Genomic DNA, 17,118 nt, shown 5'->3' on the forward strand with positions numbered 1-17,118 from the left:
CGGCAGCCCGTCCGGCCGTGGATAGCGGCCGGTGCTGTCTGTTTGCGAAAAAAACCAGGGTGGCGACAAGGCCGCCCTGGTTTTTTTGTCATGTGCATGCAGGCATGCGACAATAGCGGTTTTAGCGCAACGCTAAAGCGCTTCCCGCCTTACACAAAAATATGAGCTATCCAGAATACATCCTCACCTTGTCCTGCCTCGACCAGCGCGGGATCGTCCATCGCGTTTCCGGTTTCCTGGCTGACCATGGCTGCAATATCATCGATTCGGCCCAGTTCGGCGACGCCCAGTCGCAGCTGTTTTTTATGCGTGTGCATTTTTCGTCCGAGGATGTAGCGGTTGCCGAAGAGGGGCTGAGGGCGGAATTCGCAGCACTGGCGGACACCATGCAAATGCAATGGCAACTGCATGATGCGTACAAGAAGCCGCGTCTGATGCTGATGGTGTCGAAAATCGGGCATTGCCTGAATGACTTGCTGTTCCGCTACAAGAGCGGTTTGCTGCCGGTGGAAATTTCAGCCATCGTTTCCAACCATACCGATTTCTACCAGCTGGCCGCCAGCTACAACATCCCCTTCCATCACCTGCCGTTGGCTGCAGGCGCTTCCAAGGAAGCCAAACAGGCGCAGGAAGCCAAGGTGCTGGACATCGTCGAAGCCAACAACATCGACCTGGTGGTGCTGGCGCGCTACATGCAGATCCTGTCGCCGGCCATGTGCACCGCGCTGACGGGACGCGCCATCAATATCCACCATTCCTTCCTGCCCAGTTTCAAGGGCGCCAAGCCTTACTACCAAGCACATGAACGCGGCGTCAAGCTGATCGGCGCCACCGCCCATTTCGTCACCGGCGACCTCGACGAGGGACCGATCATCGAGCAGGACGTGGCGCGCGTCGACCACGCGATGGAGCCGGACACCTTGACGGCAATCGGCCGCGACGTCGAATGCGTGGTGCTGGCACGGGCGGTGAAATGGTTTGTCGAGCACAGGATTCTGCTCAACGGGCACAAGACGGTAGTATTCAAGTAAGCAAAAAAACGGCCCTGATCGGGGCCGTTTTTTATTGCGTCATTTATTACATCATTTGATGTATCGGTGTGAGAACGCTCAGCGCAGCGCATCCACCAGCTTTTCCAGCTTGACCGCATCGGCGCTGAACTGGCGTATGCCTTCCGACAGTTTTTCAGTAGCCATCGCATCGTCGTTCAGCATGGTGCGGAAAGTGGTTTCGTCCAGGTCGATTTTCTTCAGATCGCTCTGCTGCGCTTCTTCAAGGTTGAGCTTGCGGCTGACCGGCGCTTCGCTCTCCGCCAGTTTCTGCAGCAGGTCGGGGCTGATGGTGAGCAGGTCGCAGCCGGCCAGTTCGACGATTTGCGACGTATTGCGGAAGCTGGCGCCCATGACTTCGGTGGCGTAGCCGAATTTGCGGAAGTAGTTGTAGATCTGCTTGACCGACTGCACGCCTGGATCGTCGGCGCCGGTGTAGTCCTGGCCGCTGGATTTCTTGTACCAGTCATAGATGCGGCCGACAAACGGCGAAATCAGCTGCACTTTGGCTTCGGCGCAGGCAATCGCCTGCGGCAAGGAAAACAGCAAGGTCAGGTTGCAATGGATGCCAGCCTTCTGCAGCACTTCGGCGGCCCGTATGCCTTCCCAGGTCGAGGCGATCTTGATCAGCACGCGCTCGCGGTCGATGCCGGCAGCTTCATACAGCTTGATCAGGGCGTGTCCTTTGTCGATGCTGCCTTGGGTATCGAAGGACAGGCGCGCATCGGTTTCGGTGGAAACCCGGCCCGGGATGATTTTCAGGATTTCCTTGCCGAAGGTGATCAGCAAGTGGTCGATGATGTCGGCAGTCGACAGCTGCGCGTGTTCCTTGACTGTCTGGCTCAGCAGCGGCTGGTATTCCGGCTTTTGCACCGCTTTCAGGATCAGCGACGGATTGGTGGTGGCGTCGCGCGGCGCAAATGCCTTGATAGACTGGAAATCGCCGGTATCGGCAACGATGGTGGTGTATTGCTTGAGTTGTTCGAGTTGGTTCATGGCAGCGTAGAAGGACAGGGACGGTTAATCGGAAGTACTGCGCGGAAGTACTGCGCGGAAGTACTGCGCGGAAGTACCATGCGAAAATACTGCGCCGGGATGCAGCGCGAGAATACTGCGGAAATTCCGTCCTACCATTCTACGCAATTTACAGCGGTTTGCCACGCATGGACAGATCAGCAATATCCTGCGTGGCTGCGGTCCATGCGTTCAGCTGATGCGTTCTTCGGTCTTGGCGTCAAACAGGACTGCTTTCGACAGGTCGAACGCCAGCTGCATCTGGTCTTTCGGCTTGGCCGCTGCGCGCGGGTGGGTGCGGCAAGTCACGCGAGCGTTGTTGAAAGTGGTGAACACCAGCGTGTCAGGACCGGTCGGTTCGGTCAGCTCCACGGTACAGCCGACTTCGGTCGGATGGTAACGGCCGTTGCTGTCGCTGACTTCCGAACCGCGCGCGCTCAGGGCGTCCGTAACATGTTCCGGACGGATGCCGAGGATGACTTCACGGCCGATCCAGGAAGCGATTTGCGGATCCTGCGCTTGCACCGGCGCCAGCGGCAGCAGGGTTGTTTGCCCGGCGTGCTCGAGTTCGAATGCCGGGCCATGGCCATTGGCGACCAGCTTGCCGCGCATGAAATTCATCGATGGCGAACCGATAAAGCCGGCGACAAACAGGTTGCTTGGATTGTCGTAGATTTCCTGCGGGCTGCCGAACTGCTGCACCACGCCATCCTTCATCACGGCGATACGGTCGCCCAGGGTCATCGCTTCGATCTGGTCATGCGTGACGTAGACGATGGTGCTGCCCAGGCGCTGATGCATCAGCTTGATTTCGGCGCGCATCTCGACCCGCAGCTTGGCGTCCAGGTTAGACAGCGGTTCGTCGAACAGGAACAGCGACGGATCGCGCGCGATGGCGCGGCCCATGGCGACGCGCTGCCGTTGCCCGCCTGACAGCAGGGCTGGCTTGCGGTCCAGCAGATGGGTGATCTGCAAGGTAGTGGCGACGCGGTCGACGATCTGTTTCTGTTCCGCTTTCGGCACCTTGCGGATGCCCAGGCCGAACGAAATGTTCTCGCGCACCGTCATGGTCGGATACAGGGCATAGGACTGGAACACCATGGCGATGTCGCGTTCTTTTGGCGCGACATCGTTGACGCAGCGGTCGCCGATCATGATCTGTCCTTCGGATACCGTTTCCAGTCCGGCGATCATGTTCAGCAGCGTCGATTTGCCGCAGCCCGAGCCGCCGACCAGGATCAGGAACTGGCCGTCTTCGATTTCCAGATCGATGCCCTTCAGGACTTCATTGCCGTTCGGGTAAACCTTGCGCACATTGCGAATTGATAAGCTTGCCATCTTTAGATGATTCCTTAAATAATTTATTTATTAGCAACTGCAGCTGACAACCGCCGCGGCGCAGGGCTGCGGCGGTTGCTGTTAGCCCTTGACCGCACCGGCAGTCAGGCCGCGCACAAAATATTTACCCGCCAGCAGATACACCACCAGCGTCGGCAAGGCGGCAATGATGGCCGCCGCCATGTTGACGTTGTATTCAGTCACCCCGGTAGAAGTATTCACCAGGTTGTTCAGGGCCACCGTCACCGGCTTGGCGTCGGAACCGCCGAACACCACGCCGAACAGGAAGTCGTTCCAGATTTGCGTGAACTGCCAGATGAAACAGACCATGAAAATCGGCAACGACAGCGGGAAGATGATTTTCCAGTAGGTCATGAAGAAACCCGCGCCATCGATGCGGGCGGCCTTGACCAGTTCTTCCGGCACCGTCACATAGTAGTTGCGGAAGAACAGCGTGGTGAACGCGATGCCGTAGACGATATGGACGAACACCAGGCCGGGCGTGGTGTTGGCCAGGTCGACCATGCCCAGCAGGCGCGCCATCGGCAGGATCACTACCTGGAACGGGATGAAGCAGCCCACCATCAGCGCGGTGAACAGGATTTCCGAACCGCGGAAGCGCCAGTGCGCTAGCACATAGCCGTTGAGGGAGCCGACAAAGGTCGAAATCAGGACCGCCGGCACCGCCATCTTGATCGAGTTCAGGAAGAACGGCTCCAGGCCGTTGCAGTCGACGCCGGTACAGGAGCTGCTCCAGGCCTTGCTCCAGGCGGCGCCGGTAGGCGACACGGGAAAGGACAGCAAGTTGCCGGAACGGATTTCATCCAGCGTTTTTACCGAGGTGCTCAGCATCACGTACAGCGGCGCCAGGTAGTACAGCGCACACAGGACCAGCAAGATGTAAATGACGATGCGGCCGATGCTCAGCTTGCTGTTTTCGTTATAGATGGTGTTGCTGGTGCTGTCAGCGGCCATTGCGCGCTCCTTTGGTTTCCAGGTACATCATGGGCACCAGCACTGCCAGTACGGTGGCCAGCATCATCATTGCCGATGCCGCGCCAAGGCCAAGTTGACCGCGTGTGAAAGAAAACTGATACATGAAAATTGCCGGCACGTCGGAAGAAGTGCCAGGGCCGCCGGCAGTCAGCGCCATCACCAGGTCGAAGCTCTTGATGGCGATATGCGCCAGCACCAGCAGCACGCTGAAGAACACCGGACGCAGCGCCGGAATGACGATGCGGCGATAGATGGTCGGCAAGCTGGCGCCGTCGACCATGGCAGCCTTGATGATGCTGTCGTCGATGCCGCGCAGGCCGGCCAGGAACAAGGCCATCACGAAGCCCGAGGATTGCCAGACGCCGGCGATCACCACGGTATAGATGGAGAAATCGGAATTGACCAGCCAGTCGAAATGGAAATTGGCGAAGCCCCAGTCGTGCATCATTTTTTCCAGGCCCAGGCCTGGATTCAAGATCCATTTCCAGGCGGCGCCGGTGACGATGAAGGACAGCGCCATCGGGTACAGGTAGATGGCGCGCAATGCGCCTTCAGCGCGGATTTTCTGGTCCAGCAGGATCGCCATGAAGAGGCCGATCGCCAGGCAGAACAGGATGAACAGGCCGCCGAAAATGCCCAGGTTGGCGGCAGCTACCCACCAGCGGTCGAGGGCGAACAGCGTGGCGTATTGGTTGAAACCGGAAATCTCGTAATTCGGCATCATGCGCGAATTGGTCAGCGACAGCCAGGCGGTGACGCCGATGAAGCCATACACGAAGACCAGAGACAGGATGATGGTGGGTGACAATACCAGGCGTGGCAGCCAGGCATCGGCGATTGCCGCAATGCGCCCTTGCTGCTTGGGCGTGTGGCTTGGACTCCCGGCAGCCGCGGCTGTATAGGGGAGGGTGTGATCGGACATGCAAATCTCCTGAAGCAGGATCAGAGCCGGCCTCGGCGGTGCAGTATTGGCACCGCCGGACACGGCGGGGGCCGAATCGATGTTACTCGCTTCGGCCCCGGTTCTCTTTTACTCTAAAAAATACACTAGGCAAACAGCAAAAATACTTTAATTTATTGTGTCTTTGCTGCTTTTGCCAGCGCCTGTACTGCGGCCTGCGAAGTCATGTTCGAGTGCATGAACTTGGAAACCACGTCGAACATGGCGCCCTGTACCGCAGAGCTGACAGCCATGCCGTGCGCCATGCTTGGCTCCAGCGTGCCGGCTTTGCTGGATGCGGCCATGTCGTCCATCGACTCGATGGCGCAGCTGTCGAACTTGGTGCGCGGGATGTCAGGGCGGACCGGGATCGAACCCTTGTTCAGGTTGAACACTTCCTGGAATTCCGGGCTCATGATGGCGGTGGCCAGGGTCAGCTGAGCTTTTTGCGAATCAGGATTCTTGACCTTGAACATGGCGATCGAATCGATGTTGTAGGTGTACGACTTGGCGGTGCCTGGAGCTGGTGCGCACAGGAAGTCCTTGCCTGGCTGCTTGCCGGCAGCGGTGAATTCGCCCTTGGCCCAGTCGCCCATGAACTGCATGCCGGCCTTGCCGTTGATGACCATTGCAGTCGCCAGGTTCCAGTCGCGGCCAGGAGCGTCCTTGTCGATGTAGCCCTTGATCTTGCCCAGCGTATCGAAGGTCTTGACCATGGTCGGGCCGGTCAGGGTGGCCGGATCGAGCTTGACCAGCGCCTTGTTGTAGAAGTCGGCGCCGCCTACGCCCAGCGCAACGGTTTCAAACACGGTCGCATCTTGCCAAGGCTGGCCGCCTTGGGCAACGGCGATGAAGCCGGCTTTCTGGATCTTGTCTGCAGCGTCGAAGAATTCAGGCCAGGTGGTCGGCACTTTGGCGCCGGCTTTTTTCAGGACTTCAGGGTTGATCCAGAGCCAGTTGACGCGGTGCACATTGACCGGCGCCGCTACGTAATGGCCTTGGTACTTCATGGTGTTGGAAACCACTTTAGGCAGCAGCGAATCCCATTTGCCTGCGGTAGCCGCGGCATCGATGTTCGCCAGCACGCCTTCCTGGCCCCATTCCTGGATCGACGGGCCCTTGATCTGGGCTGCTGTCGGCGGGCTGCCTGCGATGACGCGGGCTTTCAGCGCGGTGGTGGCGTTTTCGCCAGCGCCGCCGGCAACCGCAAAGTCCTTCCAGGTCACGCCCTTGGCTTCCATGATCTTTTTCAACTCGGCGACTGACTTGGCTTCGCCGCCCGATGTCCAGTAATGCAGCACTTCGACTTCAGCCGCGTGTACCGCGGCGGCGCTGGACAGCAGTGCAGTAGTTGCGAATACCGATTTTATTATTTGATTCAGTTTCATTCTTGTCTCCTATGTTGAGAAATAGCCTGCAATAAATACTTGATCCGATACTTTATTACCTGATGATAATCCTTGCAAAAGCTTGCCGGCGCCATATAGCGGCTATCGGCAAGCCCGACACGGCTTTGCTGCTCCCACTTCAAACTACTGCATGTACACAATGGCCGGGCACGGTTTGATCCCTGCGCAATTATCGGCCCGTGTGTATCATGTGGAAAACTAGTAAAACTACATGCGATCTTGAGTTTTCCTGTAAATATCCGGGAATTACTCCTTACGCCGCTTGTAATTGTAGTAATGCTACATTAATATTGCAATATAAGTTTTTTATTTATTACAAAAATTTTGATGCAGCCCACTATTCCTTTTACTTTCACGCTGTTCGGAGCGACCGGCGACTTATCGATGCGGAAGATACTTCCGGCGTTGTTTGTTGCCCATCGAGAAGGGAAGCTGCATCAGGACGGTCGCATCATTTGCGTCGCCAAGCAGGATTTCAGCCAGGAAGACTACCTGGCCTGGGTCAGCAAAAGCGCTATCCCGTATGTAAAGAGCGGGGTAGACGAGGCGCACTGGCAGGGATTCCTGGCGCGTATTACTTACCTGCCGCTGGATTTGCTGGACCGTCCCGGTTACCAGGTGCTGGCTGATGCGCTGGCTGCCAGCAAGGCGGTGTCGGTGTTTTACCTGGCGACGTCGCCCGCGCTGTTCGAGCCGATCTGCGCCAATCTTGCCGCCAGCGGGATCGACCTGTCGCAGGCGCGGCTGGTGCTGGAGAAGCCTCTGGGCCACGATTTGCTGTCGTCGCGCGCGATCAACGATGCGGTAGCCCGGGTCTTCGCCGAAGACCAGATTTATCGCATCGACCATTATTTAGGCAAGGAAGCGGTGCAGAACCTGCTGGCCCTGCGTTTTGCCAATTCCTTGTTTGAGCCGCTGTGGCGGCGCGAATCGGTGGCGCATGTGCAGCTGACGATCGCCGAGCAGCTGGGAGTCGAAGGCCGCGGCGAGTTCTATGACGCCACCGGCGCCATGCGCGACATGGTGCAGAACCATCTGCTGCAATTATTGTGCATGGTGGCCATGGAGCCGCCGACCTCGCTGGATGCGGATGCGGTGCGCGACGAGAAATTGCGGGTATTACGCGCGCTCAAGCCGTTTTCGGCGGAAGACATGGAACTCAAGGCGGTGCGCGGCCAGTACGTGGCGGGCGCAGTCGACGACAAATCGGTGGCGGCATACCGGCAGGAGCCGGGAGTGGGGGCAGAATCGCAGACGGAAACCTTCGTCGCCCTGCATGCCGAGATCAATAACTGGCGCTGGGCCGGCGTGCCGTTTTTCCTGCGCACCGGCAAGCGCCTGGCGCAGCGTACGGCGGAAATCGTGATCACTTTCCGGCCTATCCCGCACGCCATCTTACCGATGCCGGGCGGCTTGGCGGGGGGCAGCAGCAATCGCCTGGTGATCCGCCTGCAGCCGGATGAGTCGATTCAGCTGCACTGCCTGGCCAAACAGCCGGGCGACGGCATGACAGTACAGCCGGTGGCGCTGGACCTGGCGTTCGACCAGGCGTTCAAGCAGCGCCGGGCGGAAGCCTATGAGCGTCTGCTGCTGGACGCCATCCGTGGAAATTTGTCTCTGTTTGTGCGGCGCGACGAACAGGAAGCCGCCTGGCGCTGGGTCGAGCCGCTGCTGCGCCATTGGCAAGCCAGCTCCTCTCCGCCCAAACCGTATATGGCAGGCAGCTGGGGGCCGACCGCATCGTTCGCCATGATGGCGCGCGCCGGCGCCCAATGGCCGGAAGATCGTTGAATTCCTGACCGAAAAATTTGAGAAGCGTGGCATGGCGAAACAGTCGCCGCCGCCCATCCTACTAACAGTATTTAAGTGAAAGTTTTACACCATGTCTTCATCCACGATCATGAGCGCTAGCGAGAATCCGGCAACTAGCTATCTGGATGGCCCGCGTCTGCTGGCGGACGTCGGCGGCACCAATGCGCGCTTCGGGCTGGAGCGGGCGCCAGGCCAGATCGATTCGATTCAGACCTTGCGCTGCGCCGATTACGCCGAGTTTGCGCTGGCGGTGGAAGCCTACCTGTCGGGCAGCGAACATCCGCAAGTGCGGCATGCGGCGATCGCCATCGCCAATCCGGTGCAAGGCGACGATATCAAGATGACCAATCACGATTGGGAATTTTCGATAGAAACCACGCGCCGCCGCCTGAATCTGGATACGCTGCTGGTGGTCAACGATTTCACTGCGCTGTCGATGTCCTTGCCGCACCTGGAGCAATCGCATTGCATCCAGGTCGGCGGCGGCAGGGCGCTGAGCGGCGGCGTGGTAGGCCTGGTCGGCGCCGGCACCGGGCTCGGCGTCGGCGGCCTGATTCCTACCGAGGGCCGCTGGATCGCGCTGGGCAGCGAGGGCGGCCACGTCACGTTTGCGCCCAGCGACGCGCGCGAGGCGGCGGTGCTGGCTTACTGCTGGCGTACTTATTCGCACGTTTCAGCCGAGCGCCTGGTTTCCGGCCCCGGCATCGAAATGATTTACCAGGCTTTATCTGATATGCAGGGCGTCGCCAAGCCTGAGCCTTTGCAGACGGCGCAGATCGTCGAACGCGCGCTGCAAGGCCAGGACGGCCTGTGCATGGAAGTGGTAGAAGTCTTTTGCGGCATGCTGGGAACGGTGGCGAGCGATGTCGCGGTGACCCTGGGCACGCTGGGCGGCTTGTACATCGGCGGCGGCGTGGTGCCGCGCCTGGGCGAATATTTCGCGCGTTCGCCGTTCCGCGCCCGCTTCGAGAGCAAGGGGCGTTTCAGCAACTACCTGGCAAGAATTCCTACTTTTGTGATTACCGCGCCGTATCCGGCGTTTGTCGGCGTCGCCGCGATTCTTTCCGAGCACCTGGGCGGCGGCAACGCCGTGCCTATCCTGGAAAAGATCCGCAAGGCGCGCGACCAGTTTTCACCGGCCGAGCAGAAGGTCGCCAGCCTGATCCTGGCCCACCCGCGCGCCGTGATGAGCGAGCCGATTTCAGAAATCGCCAGGCGCGCCGACGTCAGCCAGCCGACCGTGATCCGTTTCTGCCGCACCATGGGCTGCCAGGGGCTGGCCGATTTCAAGCTGAAGCTGGCTTCCGGCGTCACCGGCACGGTGCCGGTCGCGCACAGTCAGGTGCATGTCGGCGACTCCTCGCTAGATGTCGGCGTCAAGGTGGTCGACAACACCATTTCCGCGATGATGGAAGTGCGCGACAACCTCAACGCCGATACCTTGTCGCGTGTGATCGAAGTATTGAGCCAGGCCAGCCGCATCGAGTTCTACGGCTTCGGCAGCTGCGGCCTGGTGGCTGAAGATGCGCAACAGAAGTTCTTCCGCCTGGGGATTCCCTCCTCGGCGTATACCGATCCGCAGCTGCAGGAAGTTTCCGCCGCCATGCTGAAAAGCAGCGACGTGGTGGTGGTGATTTCGAATTCGGGACGTTTGCGCCACCTGGCGCCGGCGGTCGAGGTCGCGGTGCATTCCGGCGCCACCATCATTGCCCTGGCGCCCAGCAATTCGCAACTGGCCAAGCGCGCGCATTACACGCTGGCGGTCGAGCATGACGAGAGCAGCATGATGCACATCCCGATGGTGTCGCGGATCCTGCTGCTGCTACTGATCGATGTAATGGCGGTAGGCGTGTCGCTCAACCGCTCCAGTCCGTTTGCCGAGCTGCAGCGCCAGGCCAAGCGCGGCATCCTGACCCATATCGCCTCGCTGGGCGAATCGGACAGCGACAAGATCACCGCCGAAGGCGATGGCAAGCCGGCGCAATCGAAACGCAGCGACCAAGAGGTGACCTTGTCGCCGAATGTCATTTCCCATATCAAGTAACAGCCCTTGCCGCTTATTTTCTTCTTCGAGGAAAGTAGGCGGCGCCTGCCGGTGCTTCCGCCATCTCCCATACGCTTCTGTCGCCCCTGTATTGGTTCAGGCAAGCATGTAAACCGTTCGCCCATAAAAAATGCCCATCCGCACGCGAATGGGCAAAATCTGGGAGTTACCCAGGGACGTCTCTCACTAATGCCACTCACGCGGCAAGCACAACGGTAGTGCTGGCAGGCTCAACCGACGCGCCGAGCTCAAGCGGCGCGCCAGCTGCTTCCTGCTGTCTTAGAACGAGTGGCTGATACCAGTGTAGAACGTGCTTTGGTTCTGTCCAACCAAACCATCGCTGCTGCCGGTTTGAACTTGGAAATCGGTGTTCGAACCGTTGCGGATGGTACCGACGCTTGCGTACAGCAGAGTGCGTTTCGACAGGCTGTAGTTGGTGCCGACCATGAACAGGTTTGCGCTGCCGACGTCGTGGTTAAGCTTGACGTGGTAAGCCGCGCCGATCAGTGTCAGGGCTGGTGTCACCTGGTAGTTGGCGCCGAGCCAGAACTGGTTGGCTTTGTTAGCTGAAGCCATGCTTCCTGCGACCGCCGTCGAAGTGTCCTGCGCCGGCGCCGAAATGTTTTGCCAGCCAGCGAACAGTTTCGCTGGACCGAAGGTCACGTTGCCGCCGACAGTGATTTCCTTCGAACGCGAGAACAGGTCGTTGTATTCACCGCTTTGGCTGCGCGCTGTGTCGTACATCGCCAGCAATTCATAGGTTGGCTGTACAAAACCGACTGCGATGCCAGTGCTGTTGCCGATGTTGGAACCGGTTGGTCCGCGTGTGAACGAACCTGCAGCTTCGCCAGCGCCGTACATGACGTGCACGTAGAGGCCGCCCATGTCAGGCGTGATGTACTGGATCTGGTTGCTGGTTTGCGGCCAGTTGCGGCCTTTGAACAGAGTCGAGGTACTCATGTTCTGTTGGCCGGTAGGATCGATGCTCCATACCCGGTCGCTTGGCAGTGCCAGGTCGCGACCGATTTTTACAGTACCGAGGCTGCCGTTCAGGCCGACGAAAGAACGACGTGTCCACAAGCCCGAGCCGCCGTTGACTTGGCCGTTGCTGGCGTCAAAGCCGTTTTCCAATGTGAACAGGGCTTTCAAGCCGCCGCCCAGATCTTCAGTGCCCTTGATACCGAACATGCTGGTACCCCATTCGTTGCCGCCGATGCCCCATTGGCCGCCGCGGGTGATGCTGCCATCTGCATTTTTGTTGACTTGATTGCTCTGGTAGTTGATGCCGGCGTCAACGCGACCGTAGATGGTCACGTTGGTTTGAGCTTGGGCTTGGCCGACAAGGGCGCAGGCCAGGGCAGCTGCAACCGCGAGTGGCTTGGCCAACGGTAGGGCTTTCAGAACAGATTTTCTCATTTCATCTCCTAAGTAAAAATGTGGCGTTGACCACTGCTTTCCGAGTCTTGTGTAGCTCGAAATTCTTGAACCGGGCTTTCGTTATTGCTTGTTGTAGTGCCGATTTCTTTGTTGTTAAGGATGGTAAACCGGTTTGTGAAATTTTTGTTTTATTTGTGTAGTTTTACTATATTTCTGTTGCTAATTTACAGCACCGGCAAAATTTTCATGCATCGTTTGCATAGTTGTGGCAACAGAAAGTCCTATCAAGAAATGCCCTTTTTTGGTGATTTTTTTATTTGTTTTTATATGGAAAAATTTTTGTCTGTATTTTTACTACAAGTAATTTAGATACATTTATCTTGCGCTGCGGGGTAAGCAGATTGTCAGCTCAGATTTTTTCCAACAAGGCGCGGACTTGAGCCAATTGCGGTGGTTTGGCCCCGGCATTGAGGCAGGCGGCAGAACCGCAGGCGATCGAAAAGCGCAGATGCTGCAGCCAGTCAGGCGCCGCGGGCTGGCCAGATGTTGCAGGTGCAGCAGCGGCTTCCTGTATCAGCGAATAGATCAGTCCGGCAATGCCGGCGTCGCCCGCGCCGACCGTGTCGACCACGGTGATCGGCGGCGGCGCCACTTGCCAGTACTGGTCGCCGGCATGGATCGCGGCGCCTTGCGAGCCCAGCGTCAGCAATACGGTTGCGGCCGGATTGAAGCCGCGCAGCGTTGCCAGCGCGGCTTCGGTGTCGTCGGTGCGGAACAGGCCGGCCAGGTCTTCATCCGAGACTTTGATCACATCGGCCAGCTGCGCCATCTTTTTCAGCACCGGATCGTAGCGCTGGTCCATGACATTACGGAAATTCGGGTCGTAGCTTATTTTCACGCCGCGGCTGTGCAGGTCCTCGGCCAGTTCGATCAGGCGTTCTGCCAGCGGCGAGCGCGTCAGGCTGATGCCGCCGAAGTGCACCCATGACGCCGCCTGCTGCCAGCCGTCCGGCAGCAGGCCGGGGTCGAACGACAGGTCGGCGCTGTTGTCGCCGATGAAATTGTATTGCGGCGGCGTGGTTTCATAGACCACCGCCAGCAGCGGCGAGCGCGCGGCCCGCTGCAAGAAACGCAGGTCGAGCCCGGCCGCCTGGCTGGCGGCGTGCAATTCGTCGCCGAACCAGTCCTGGCTGATGGCGCCGGCAAACGCCGAGGAAACGCCGAGGCTGGCGGCGGCGCGGGCCACGTTCCAGGTCGAGCCGCCGGTCTTGCTCAGCCACTGGTCGGCGCCGACCCGTATCAGGTCGGTCAGGGCTTCGCCGGCGCTGATGAATTGGGGAAAGGGGAGAACGGGTTTGTCAGACATAACGGCATCCATGCAATGTGTAGTGTGATTTTTCTAGTGCGACTTATTTTTAGTACGATTATTCGAGCGGACTGCCGACCGCGGCCAGCGCTTCCAGGTAGGCGCCCATCGGATGATAGAAATCGGTCTTGCCGTGCGGCGGTTTTTCCGGACCATAGCGCAGGTTGTCTTGCCGCAGGATGCGGTACCAGCCGCCGCGTTCCTGGTCGATCAGATGCGCGCTGCTGTATTGCCACAGTTTGTTGTAGTAGTCCCAGTAAGCCTGGTTGTTGCTGCGCGCCGCCAGCAAAGCCGCGGTAGCCAGCGATTCGGCCTGCACCCAGAAATACTTGTCGCCGTCGCAGACGCTGCCGTCCGGCGCCAGCCCGTATACCAGGCCGCCGGATTCCCGGTCCCACGCGGCCGGCATGGTGACGTCGAACAGCGCCCGGGCGCGCGGCAGCAGCCAGCCGGCGTCGCCTTGCAGGTGCGCGCGATGGCGTTCCAGCAGCAGCAACAGCTTGGACCATTCAGTCATGTGGCCGGGCTGGAAACCCCACGGCCGGAACATGTTGCTGCTGTCGTGGCGGTTGTATTCCCAGTCCACGCTCCAGTCGGCGTGATAGTGCTCCCAGATCCAGCCGTCCGCCAAGGCGGCCTGGCGCACCGCGATGTTGTGCGCCAGCAGTTCGGCGCGCTGCAGGTAGCGCTGTTCGCCGGTTGCCTCAAAGGCGGCGATCAGCGCTTCGCAACTGTGCATGTTGGCGTTCTGGCCGCGGTAAGACGACACCACGCCGTCGGGCGTTGCTTCATCGGCGTACAAGCCGTCCGCTGCCGACCAGAACAGTTTCTCCATCAGGTCAAAAGTGGCGGCGATACCATCGGCGGCTTCGTCGATGCCTATGCGCAGGGCGTGGGCATGCGCCAGCAGCACGAACGCCAGGCCGTAGCAATGCTGGGTGCGGTCGACGGCGACGCCGTTTTCCAGCACCCAGGCATAACCGCCGTAAGACGGCTGCCAATGCCGCTGCTGCAAGAAGCGCAAGCCGTGGCGCGCGGCCTCGCGATATTCTTCCTTGCCGTCGAGGCGCCAGGCCAGGGCGTAGCAAAACACCATCCGGCTGCTGTTGACCAGGTGCCGGCTGGCGCTGTCGTAGACGCTGCCGTCATCGTTCAGGTAATGAAAAAAACCGCCGGCGGGATCGATCGCGCGCGGATGGAAGAAGGCGATGTCGCGCCGCATCCTGTCGCGCAGGAATTCCGCATCGCGGTAGTCGGCTTGGGTGGCAGCCGGGGTGGGATCTTGTCTCATGTTTATATTTTTTATGGATGCATCGTCGGCGCTAAAGCACTGTCAACGAAAAAACGAATCGAACTGCATGTCGAACTGCTGCAAGGCTTTTTGCGCGTTCTGCATTTTCTTGCGGAATTCCGGGCCGCGCTTGAGCGCCAGGCCGACCGCCAGGATGTCGATCACCACCAGGTGCGCCAGGCGCGCCGAGATCGGCGTGTAGGGATCGGTATTGAAACTGAGGTCGATCGGCACCAGCACCGTGGCCAGTTCCGCCAGCGGCGTGCCGCTGGGACCCAGCACGATGATGTCGGCGCCGCCTTTTCTTGCCAGCTGCACGCTGCGCAGCAGGGCCGCGTTGCCGCCGCGCTGCGAGATGGCGACCACTGCATCGCCCGGCTGCAGCAGCGATGCGGCGATACTGTGGATGTGCGGATCGGAGTAGGCGACGGTGGGGACGCCGGAACGGAAGAATTTGTGCTGGGCGTCCGCCGCCACGATACCGGAAGTGCCCTGGCCGTAGAATTCGATCTTGTTGGCCTTGAGCAGGACATCCAGCGCCTTCTGGATGGCGTCGGCGCTCAGGTGGTTGCGCAGGTCGAGCAGGGTGTTGATCGAGCGGCTGCAGATCTTGTTGACCAGGTCGGCCGCGATATCGTCCTGCGCCAGCATTTCGTTGGCGCCGGGCAGCGCCACCGCCAGGCTTTGCGCCAGCTTCAGCTTGAAATCGTGCCAGCCTTCGTAGCCGATGGCGCGGCAAAACCGCACTACCGTCGGCTCCGATACTTGTGCGTTCTTGGCCAGGGCGGTGATGTTTTCTGCCAGCGCCAGCTGCGGATTATCGAGAATCGTCAGCGCGACCTTTTTCTCCGACTTCGACAGCAAGTCGATCTGGGTCCGGATCGCGTCCAGCAGCATTGTCATTCGAGTCCGGCCCGCTCAGAGTTCTGGCAGCGCTTCTTCGCGCCATTGCAAACCGTCGCGCGCAATCAGGGCGCTGGCCGCGGCCGGGCCCCAGGTGCCGGCGGTGTAAGGAATCGGATCGTCTTCTTCCTGGTCCCAGAATTCCAGGATGGGCTCCACCCATTCCCATGCCGCTTCCAGCTCGTCGCTGCGCATGAACAAGGTCAGCTGGCCGCGCAAGACATCCAGCAACAGCCGTTCGTAAGCTTCCATGCGCGGCGATTTAAAACTCTCGCGGAAATTCAGTTCCAGTTCGACCGGTTTCAGGCGCATGCCGTCGCCTGGCGTCTTGGCCATCAGGTTGAGGGTCAGGCCTTCGTCCGGCTGCAAGCGGATCACCAGGCAGTTCGGCTCGAAACTGCTGTTCGGCTGGGCAAAAATCGAATGCGGGATGGTTTTGAAGCGGATCACGATTTCCGCCAGCGAATCGGCCATGCGTTTGCCGGTGCGCAGGTAAAACGGCACGCCGGCCCAGCGCCAGGTATCGACTTCGGCCTTGAGGGCGACAAAGGTTTCGGTACGCGAGTGCGGATTGGCGTCGGCTTCCTTGCGGTAGCCCGGCACGGCGACGCCTTCGACGTGGCCGGAACGGTATTGGCCGCGCACTACGTTTTGCGCGAGGGTAGTCGGAGTGAAGTTTTTCAGTGAACGCAGGACTTTCAGTTTTTCATCGCGGACGGCATCTGGCGTGATCGATACCGGCGGTTCCATGGCGACGATGCACAGCAGCTGCAGCAAGTGGTTCTGCAGCATGTCGCGCAAGGCGCCCGAGGTTTCGTAGTAGCCCATGCGGTTGCCGACGCCCAGTTCTTCGGCAATCGTGATCTGCACGTCGGAAATCCATTCGCGGCGCCACAGCGGCTCGAACAATACATTGCCGAAGCGCAGCGCCAGCAGGTTTTGCACCGTCTCTTTACCGAGGTAGTGGTCGATACGGAAAATCTGCGATTCGGCAAACACCTCGCCGACTTCGGCGTTGATCTGCTTGGCGCTGGCGAGGTCGCGGCCCAGCGGTTTTTCCAGCACTACGCGCGAGTTGGAGGTAGCCAGGCCGCAGGCCGCCAGGTTCTTGCAGATTTTCGAAAACAGGCTGGGCGGCGTCGCCAGGTAGAACACATTGGTGATTGCGTGGTCGGGCCGCATGGCTTCCACCAGCGCCTTGTAGGAGGCAGCGTCGGTGGCGTCCATGGCGACATACTTGATGCGCTTGCAGAAACGCTGCCAGACGGCGGCGTCCAGGGCTTCCTTGCTGACGTGCGGCTTGGCGTCCTGCTCTACATGCTTGAGGAAATCGGCGTCGCTGCTTTCATGGCGCCCGATGCACAGGATGCGCGCGCCTGGCGGCAAGTCGTTAGCGCGGTCGCGCGCATACATTGCCGGCAGCAGCTTGCGCATTGCCAGGTCGCCGGTGCCGCCAAAGATTGCCAAATCGAATTCTGCAAGAGCCATGATATTTAAGACCTATAAGTTGCTACCGCTAGTGAGAGATAGATGCAGGAGGGTGGGCGCAGTCTTGCCAGCGCCTTTTCATCCTGCCAAG

General features: G+C 59.7%; 13 protein-coding genes. 3 read left to right on the plus strand and 10 right to left on the minus strand.

Annotation, left to right across the window (positions count from 1 at the left end; genetic code table 11):
- The first annotated feature begins 161 nt into the window (after positions 1-161).
- Positions 162-1,031: a formyltetrahydrofolate deformylase gene (gene purU / locus CFU_RS07390; RefSeq protein WP_014005423.1), complete on the plus strand. Its 870-nt coding sequence runs from the start codon at positions 162-164 to the stop codon at positions 1,029-1,031.
- Between the two features lie 78 nt (positions 1,032-1,109).
- On the opposite strand, the gene tal is transcribed toward purU, so the two are convergent.
- The 5 genes from tal to CFU_RS07415 form a co-directional block, all read right to left on the minus strand.
- A complete protein-coding gene (gene tal, locus CFU_RS07395) occupies positions 1,110-2,045 on the minus strand; it encodes a transaldolase (protein WP_014005424.1) in 936 nt (311 codons plus the stop codon).
- A 210-nt stretch (positions 2,046-2,255) separates the two neighbouring features.
- On the minus strand, positions 2,256-3,401 hold the full coding sequence (locus CFU_RS07400) for an ABC transporter ATP-binding protein (RefSeq protein WP_014005426.1): 1,146 nt from the start codon (positions 3,399-3,401) through the stop codon (positions 2,256-2,258).
- 81 nt (positions 3,402-3,482) lie between these two features.
- Positions 3,483-4,376, minus strand: coding sequence for a carbohydrate ABC transporter permease (locus CFU_RS07405; RefSeq protein WP_014005427.1), 894 nt, complete (start codon positions 4,374-4,376; stop codon positions 3,483-3,485).
- Positions 4,366-5,319, minus strand: coding sequence for a carbohydrate ABC transporter permease (locus CFU_RS07410; RefSeq protein WP_041741455.1), 954 nt, complete (start codon positions 5,317-5,319; stop codon positions 4,366-4,368). Before CFU_RS07410 ends, CFU_RS07405 begins: the two co-directional genes overlap by 11 nt.
- A gap of 152 nt (positions 5,320-5,471) precedes the next feature.
- Positions 5,472-6,725 (minus strand): ABC transporter substrate-binding protein, encoded by a 1,254-nt coding sequence (locus CFU_RS07415; RefSeq protein WP_014005430.1) that lies wholly within the window; start codon positions 6,723-6,725, stop codon positions 5,472-5,474.
- 348 nt (positions 6,726-7,073) lie between these two features.
- On the opposite strand from CFU_RS07415, the gene zwf (CFU_RS07420) reads away from it, so the two are divergent.
- Both zwf (CFU_RS07420) and CFU_RS07425 read left to right on the plus strand, forming a co-directional pair.
- Positions 7,074-8,537, plus strand: a complete 1,464-nt coding sequence (zwf, locus tag CFU_RS07420) for a glucose-6-phosphate dehydrogenase (protein ID WP_041741458.1) — start codon at positions 7,074-7,076, stop codon at positions 8,535-8,537.
- Between the two features lie 91 nt (positions 8,538-8,628).
- Positions 8,629-10,602, plus strand: a complete 1,974-nt coding sequence (locus tag CFU_RS07425; protein WP_014005432.1) for a glucokinase — start codon at positions 8,629-8,631, stop codon at positions 10,600-10,602.
- A gap of 279 nt (positions 10,603-10,881) precedes the next feature.
- Here the strand turns inward: CFU_RS07425 and CFU_RS07430 are convergent, their stop codons facing one another.
- The 5 genes from CFU_RS07430 to zwf (CFU_RS07450) all read right to left on the minus strand — a co-directional run bounded on the left by CFU_RS07430 (position 10,882) and on the right by zwf (CFU_RS07450) (position 17,027).
- On the minus strand, positions 10,882-12,018 hold the full coding sequence (locus CFU_RS07430) for a porin (protein WP_014005433.1): 1,137 nt from the start codon (positions 12,016-12,018) through the stop codon (positions 10,882-10,884).
- A gap of 370 nt (positions 12,019-12,388) precedes the next feature.
- Complete coding sequence (locus CFU_RS07435; protein ID WP_041741460.1) at positions 12,389-13,345, minus strand: carbohydrate kinase family protein; 957 nt, start codon at positions 13,343-13,345, stop codon at positions 12,389-12,391.
- A 58-nt stretch (positions 13,346-13,403) separates the two neighbouring features.
- Positions 13,404-14,636: an AGE family epimerase/isomerase gene (locus CFU_RS07440; RefSeq protein ID WP_014005436.1), complete on the minus strand. Its 1,233-nt coding sequence runs from the start codon at positions 14,634-14,636 to the stop codon at positions 13,404-13,406.
- Positions 14,637-14,678: 42 nt separating this feature from the next.
- Complete coding sequence (locus CFU_RS07445; protein WP_041741462.1) at positions 14,679-15,533, minus strand: SIS domain-containing protein; 855 nt, start codon at positions 15,531-15,533, stop codon at positions 14,679-14,681.
- A gap of 21 nt (positions 15,534-15,554) precedes the next feature.
- Complete coding sequence (gene zwf / locus CFU_RS07450; protein ID WP_014005438.1) at positions 15,555-17,027, minus strand: glucose-6-phosphate dehydrogenase; 1,473 nt, start codon at positions 17,025-17,027, stop codon at positions 15,555-15,557.
- Between the last annotated feature and the right edge of the window lie 91 nt (positions 17,028-17,118).

Origin of the sequence: Collimonas fungivorans Ter331, from assembly GCF_000221045.1 — a bacterium.
In the GTDB taxonomy this organism is placed as follows: Bacteria; Pseudomonadota; Gammaproteobacteria; order Burkholderiales; family Burkholderiaceae_D; genus Collimonas; species Collimonas fungivorans_A.

Excerpts from the sequence above, each read along its gene's own strand:
- tal (WP_014005424.1), bottom strand. The coding sequence starts at position 2,045 with ATGAACCAACTCGAACAACTCAAGCAATACACCACCATCGTTGCCGAT.
- zwf (WP_014005438.1), bottom strand. The coding sequence starts at position 17,027 with ATGGCTCTTGCAGAATTCGATTTGGCAATCTTTGGCGGCACCGGCGAC.
- CFU_RS07400 (WP_014005426.1), bottom strand. The coding sequence starts at position 3,401 with ATGGCAAGCTTATCAATTCGCAATGTGCGCAAGGTTTACCCGAACGGC.
- CFU_RS07415 (WP_014005430.1), bottom strand. The coding sequence starts at position 6,725 with ATGAAACTGAATCAAATAATAAAATCGGTATTCGCAACTACTGCACTG.
- CFU_RS07435 (WP_041741460.1), bottom strand. The coding sequence starts at position 13,345 with ATGTCTGACAAACCCGTTCTCCCCTTTCCCCAATTCATCAGCGCCGGC.
- CFU_RS07410 (WP_041741455.1), bottom strand. The coding sequence starts at position 5,319 with ATGTCCGATCACACCCTCCCCTATACAGCCGCGGCTGCCGGGAGTCCA.
- CFU_RS07425 (WP_014005432.1), top strand. The coding sequence starts at position 8,629 with ATGTCTTCATCCACGATCATGAGCGCTAGCGAGAATCCGGCAACTAGC.
- CFU_RS07405 (WP_014005427.1), bottom strand. The coding sequence starts at position 4,376 with ATGGCCGCTGACAGCACCAGCAACACCATCTATAACGAAAACAGCAAG.
- CFU_RS07430 (WP_014005433.1), bottom strand. The coding sequence starts at position 12,018 with ATGAGAAAATCTGTTCTGAAAGCCCTACCGTTGGCCAAGCCACTCGCG.
- CFU_RS07440 (WP_014005436.1), bottom strand. The coding sequence starts at position 14,636 with ATGAGACAAGATCCCACCCCGGCTGCCACCCAAGCCGACTACCGCGAT.
- CFU_RS07445 (WP_041741462.1), bottom strand. The coding sequence starts at position 15,533 with ATGCTGCTGGACGCGATCCGGACCCAGATCGACTTGCTGTCGAAGTCG.
- zwf (WP_041741458.1), top strand. The coding sequence starts at position 7,074 with ATGCAGCCCACTATTCCTTTTACTTTCACGCTGTTCGGAGCGACCGGC.
- purU (WP_014005423.1), top strand. The coding sequence starts at position 162 with ATGAGCTATCCAGAATACATCCTCACCTTGTCCTGCCTCGACCAGCGC.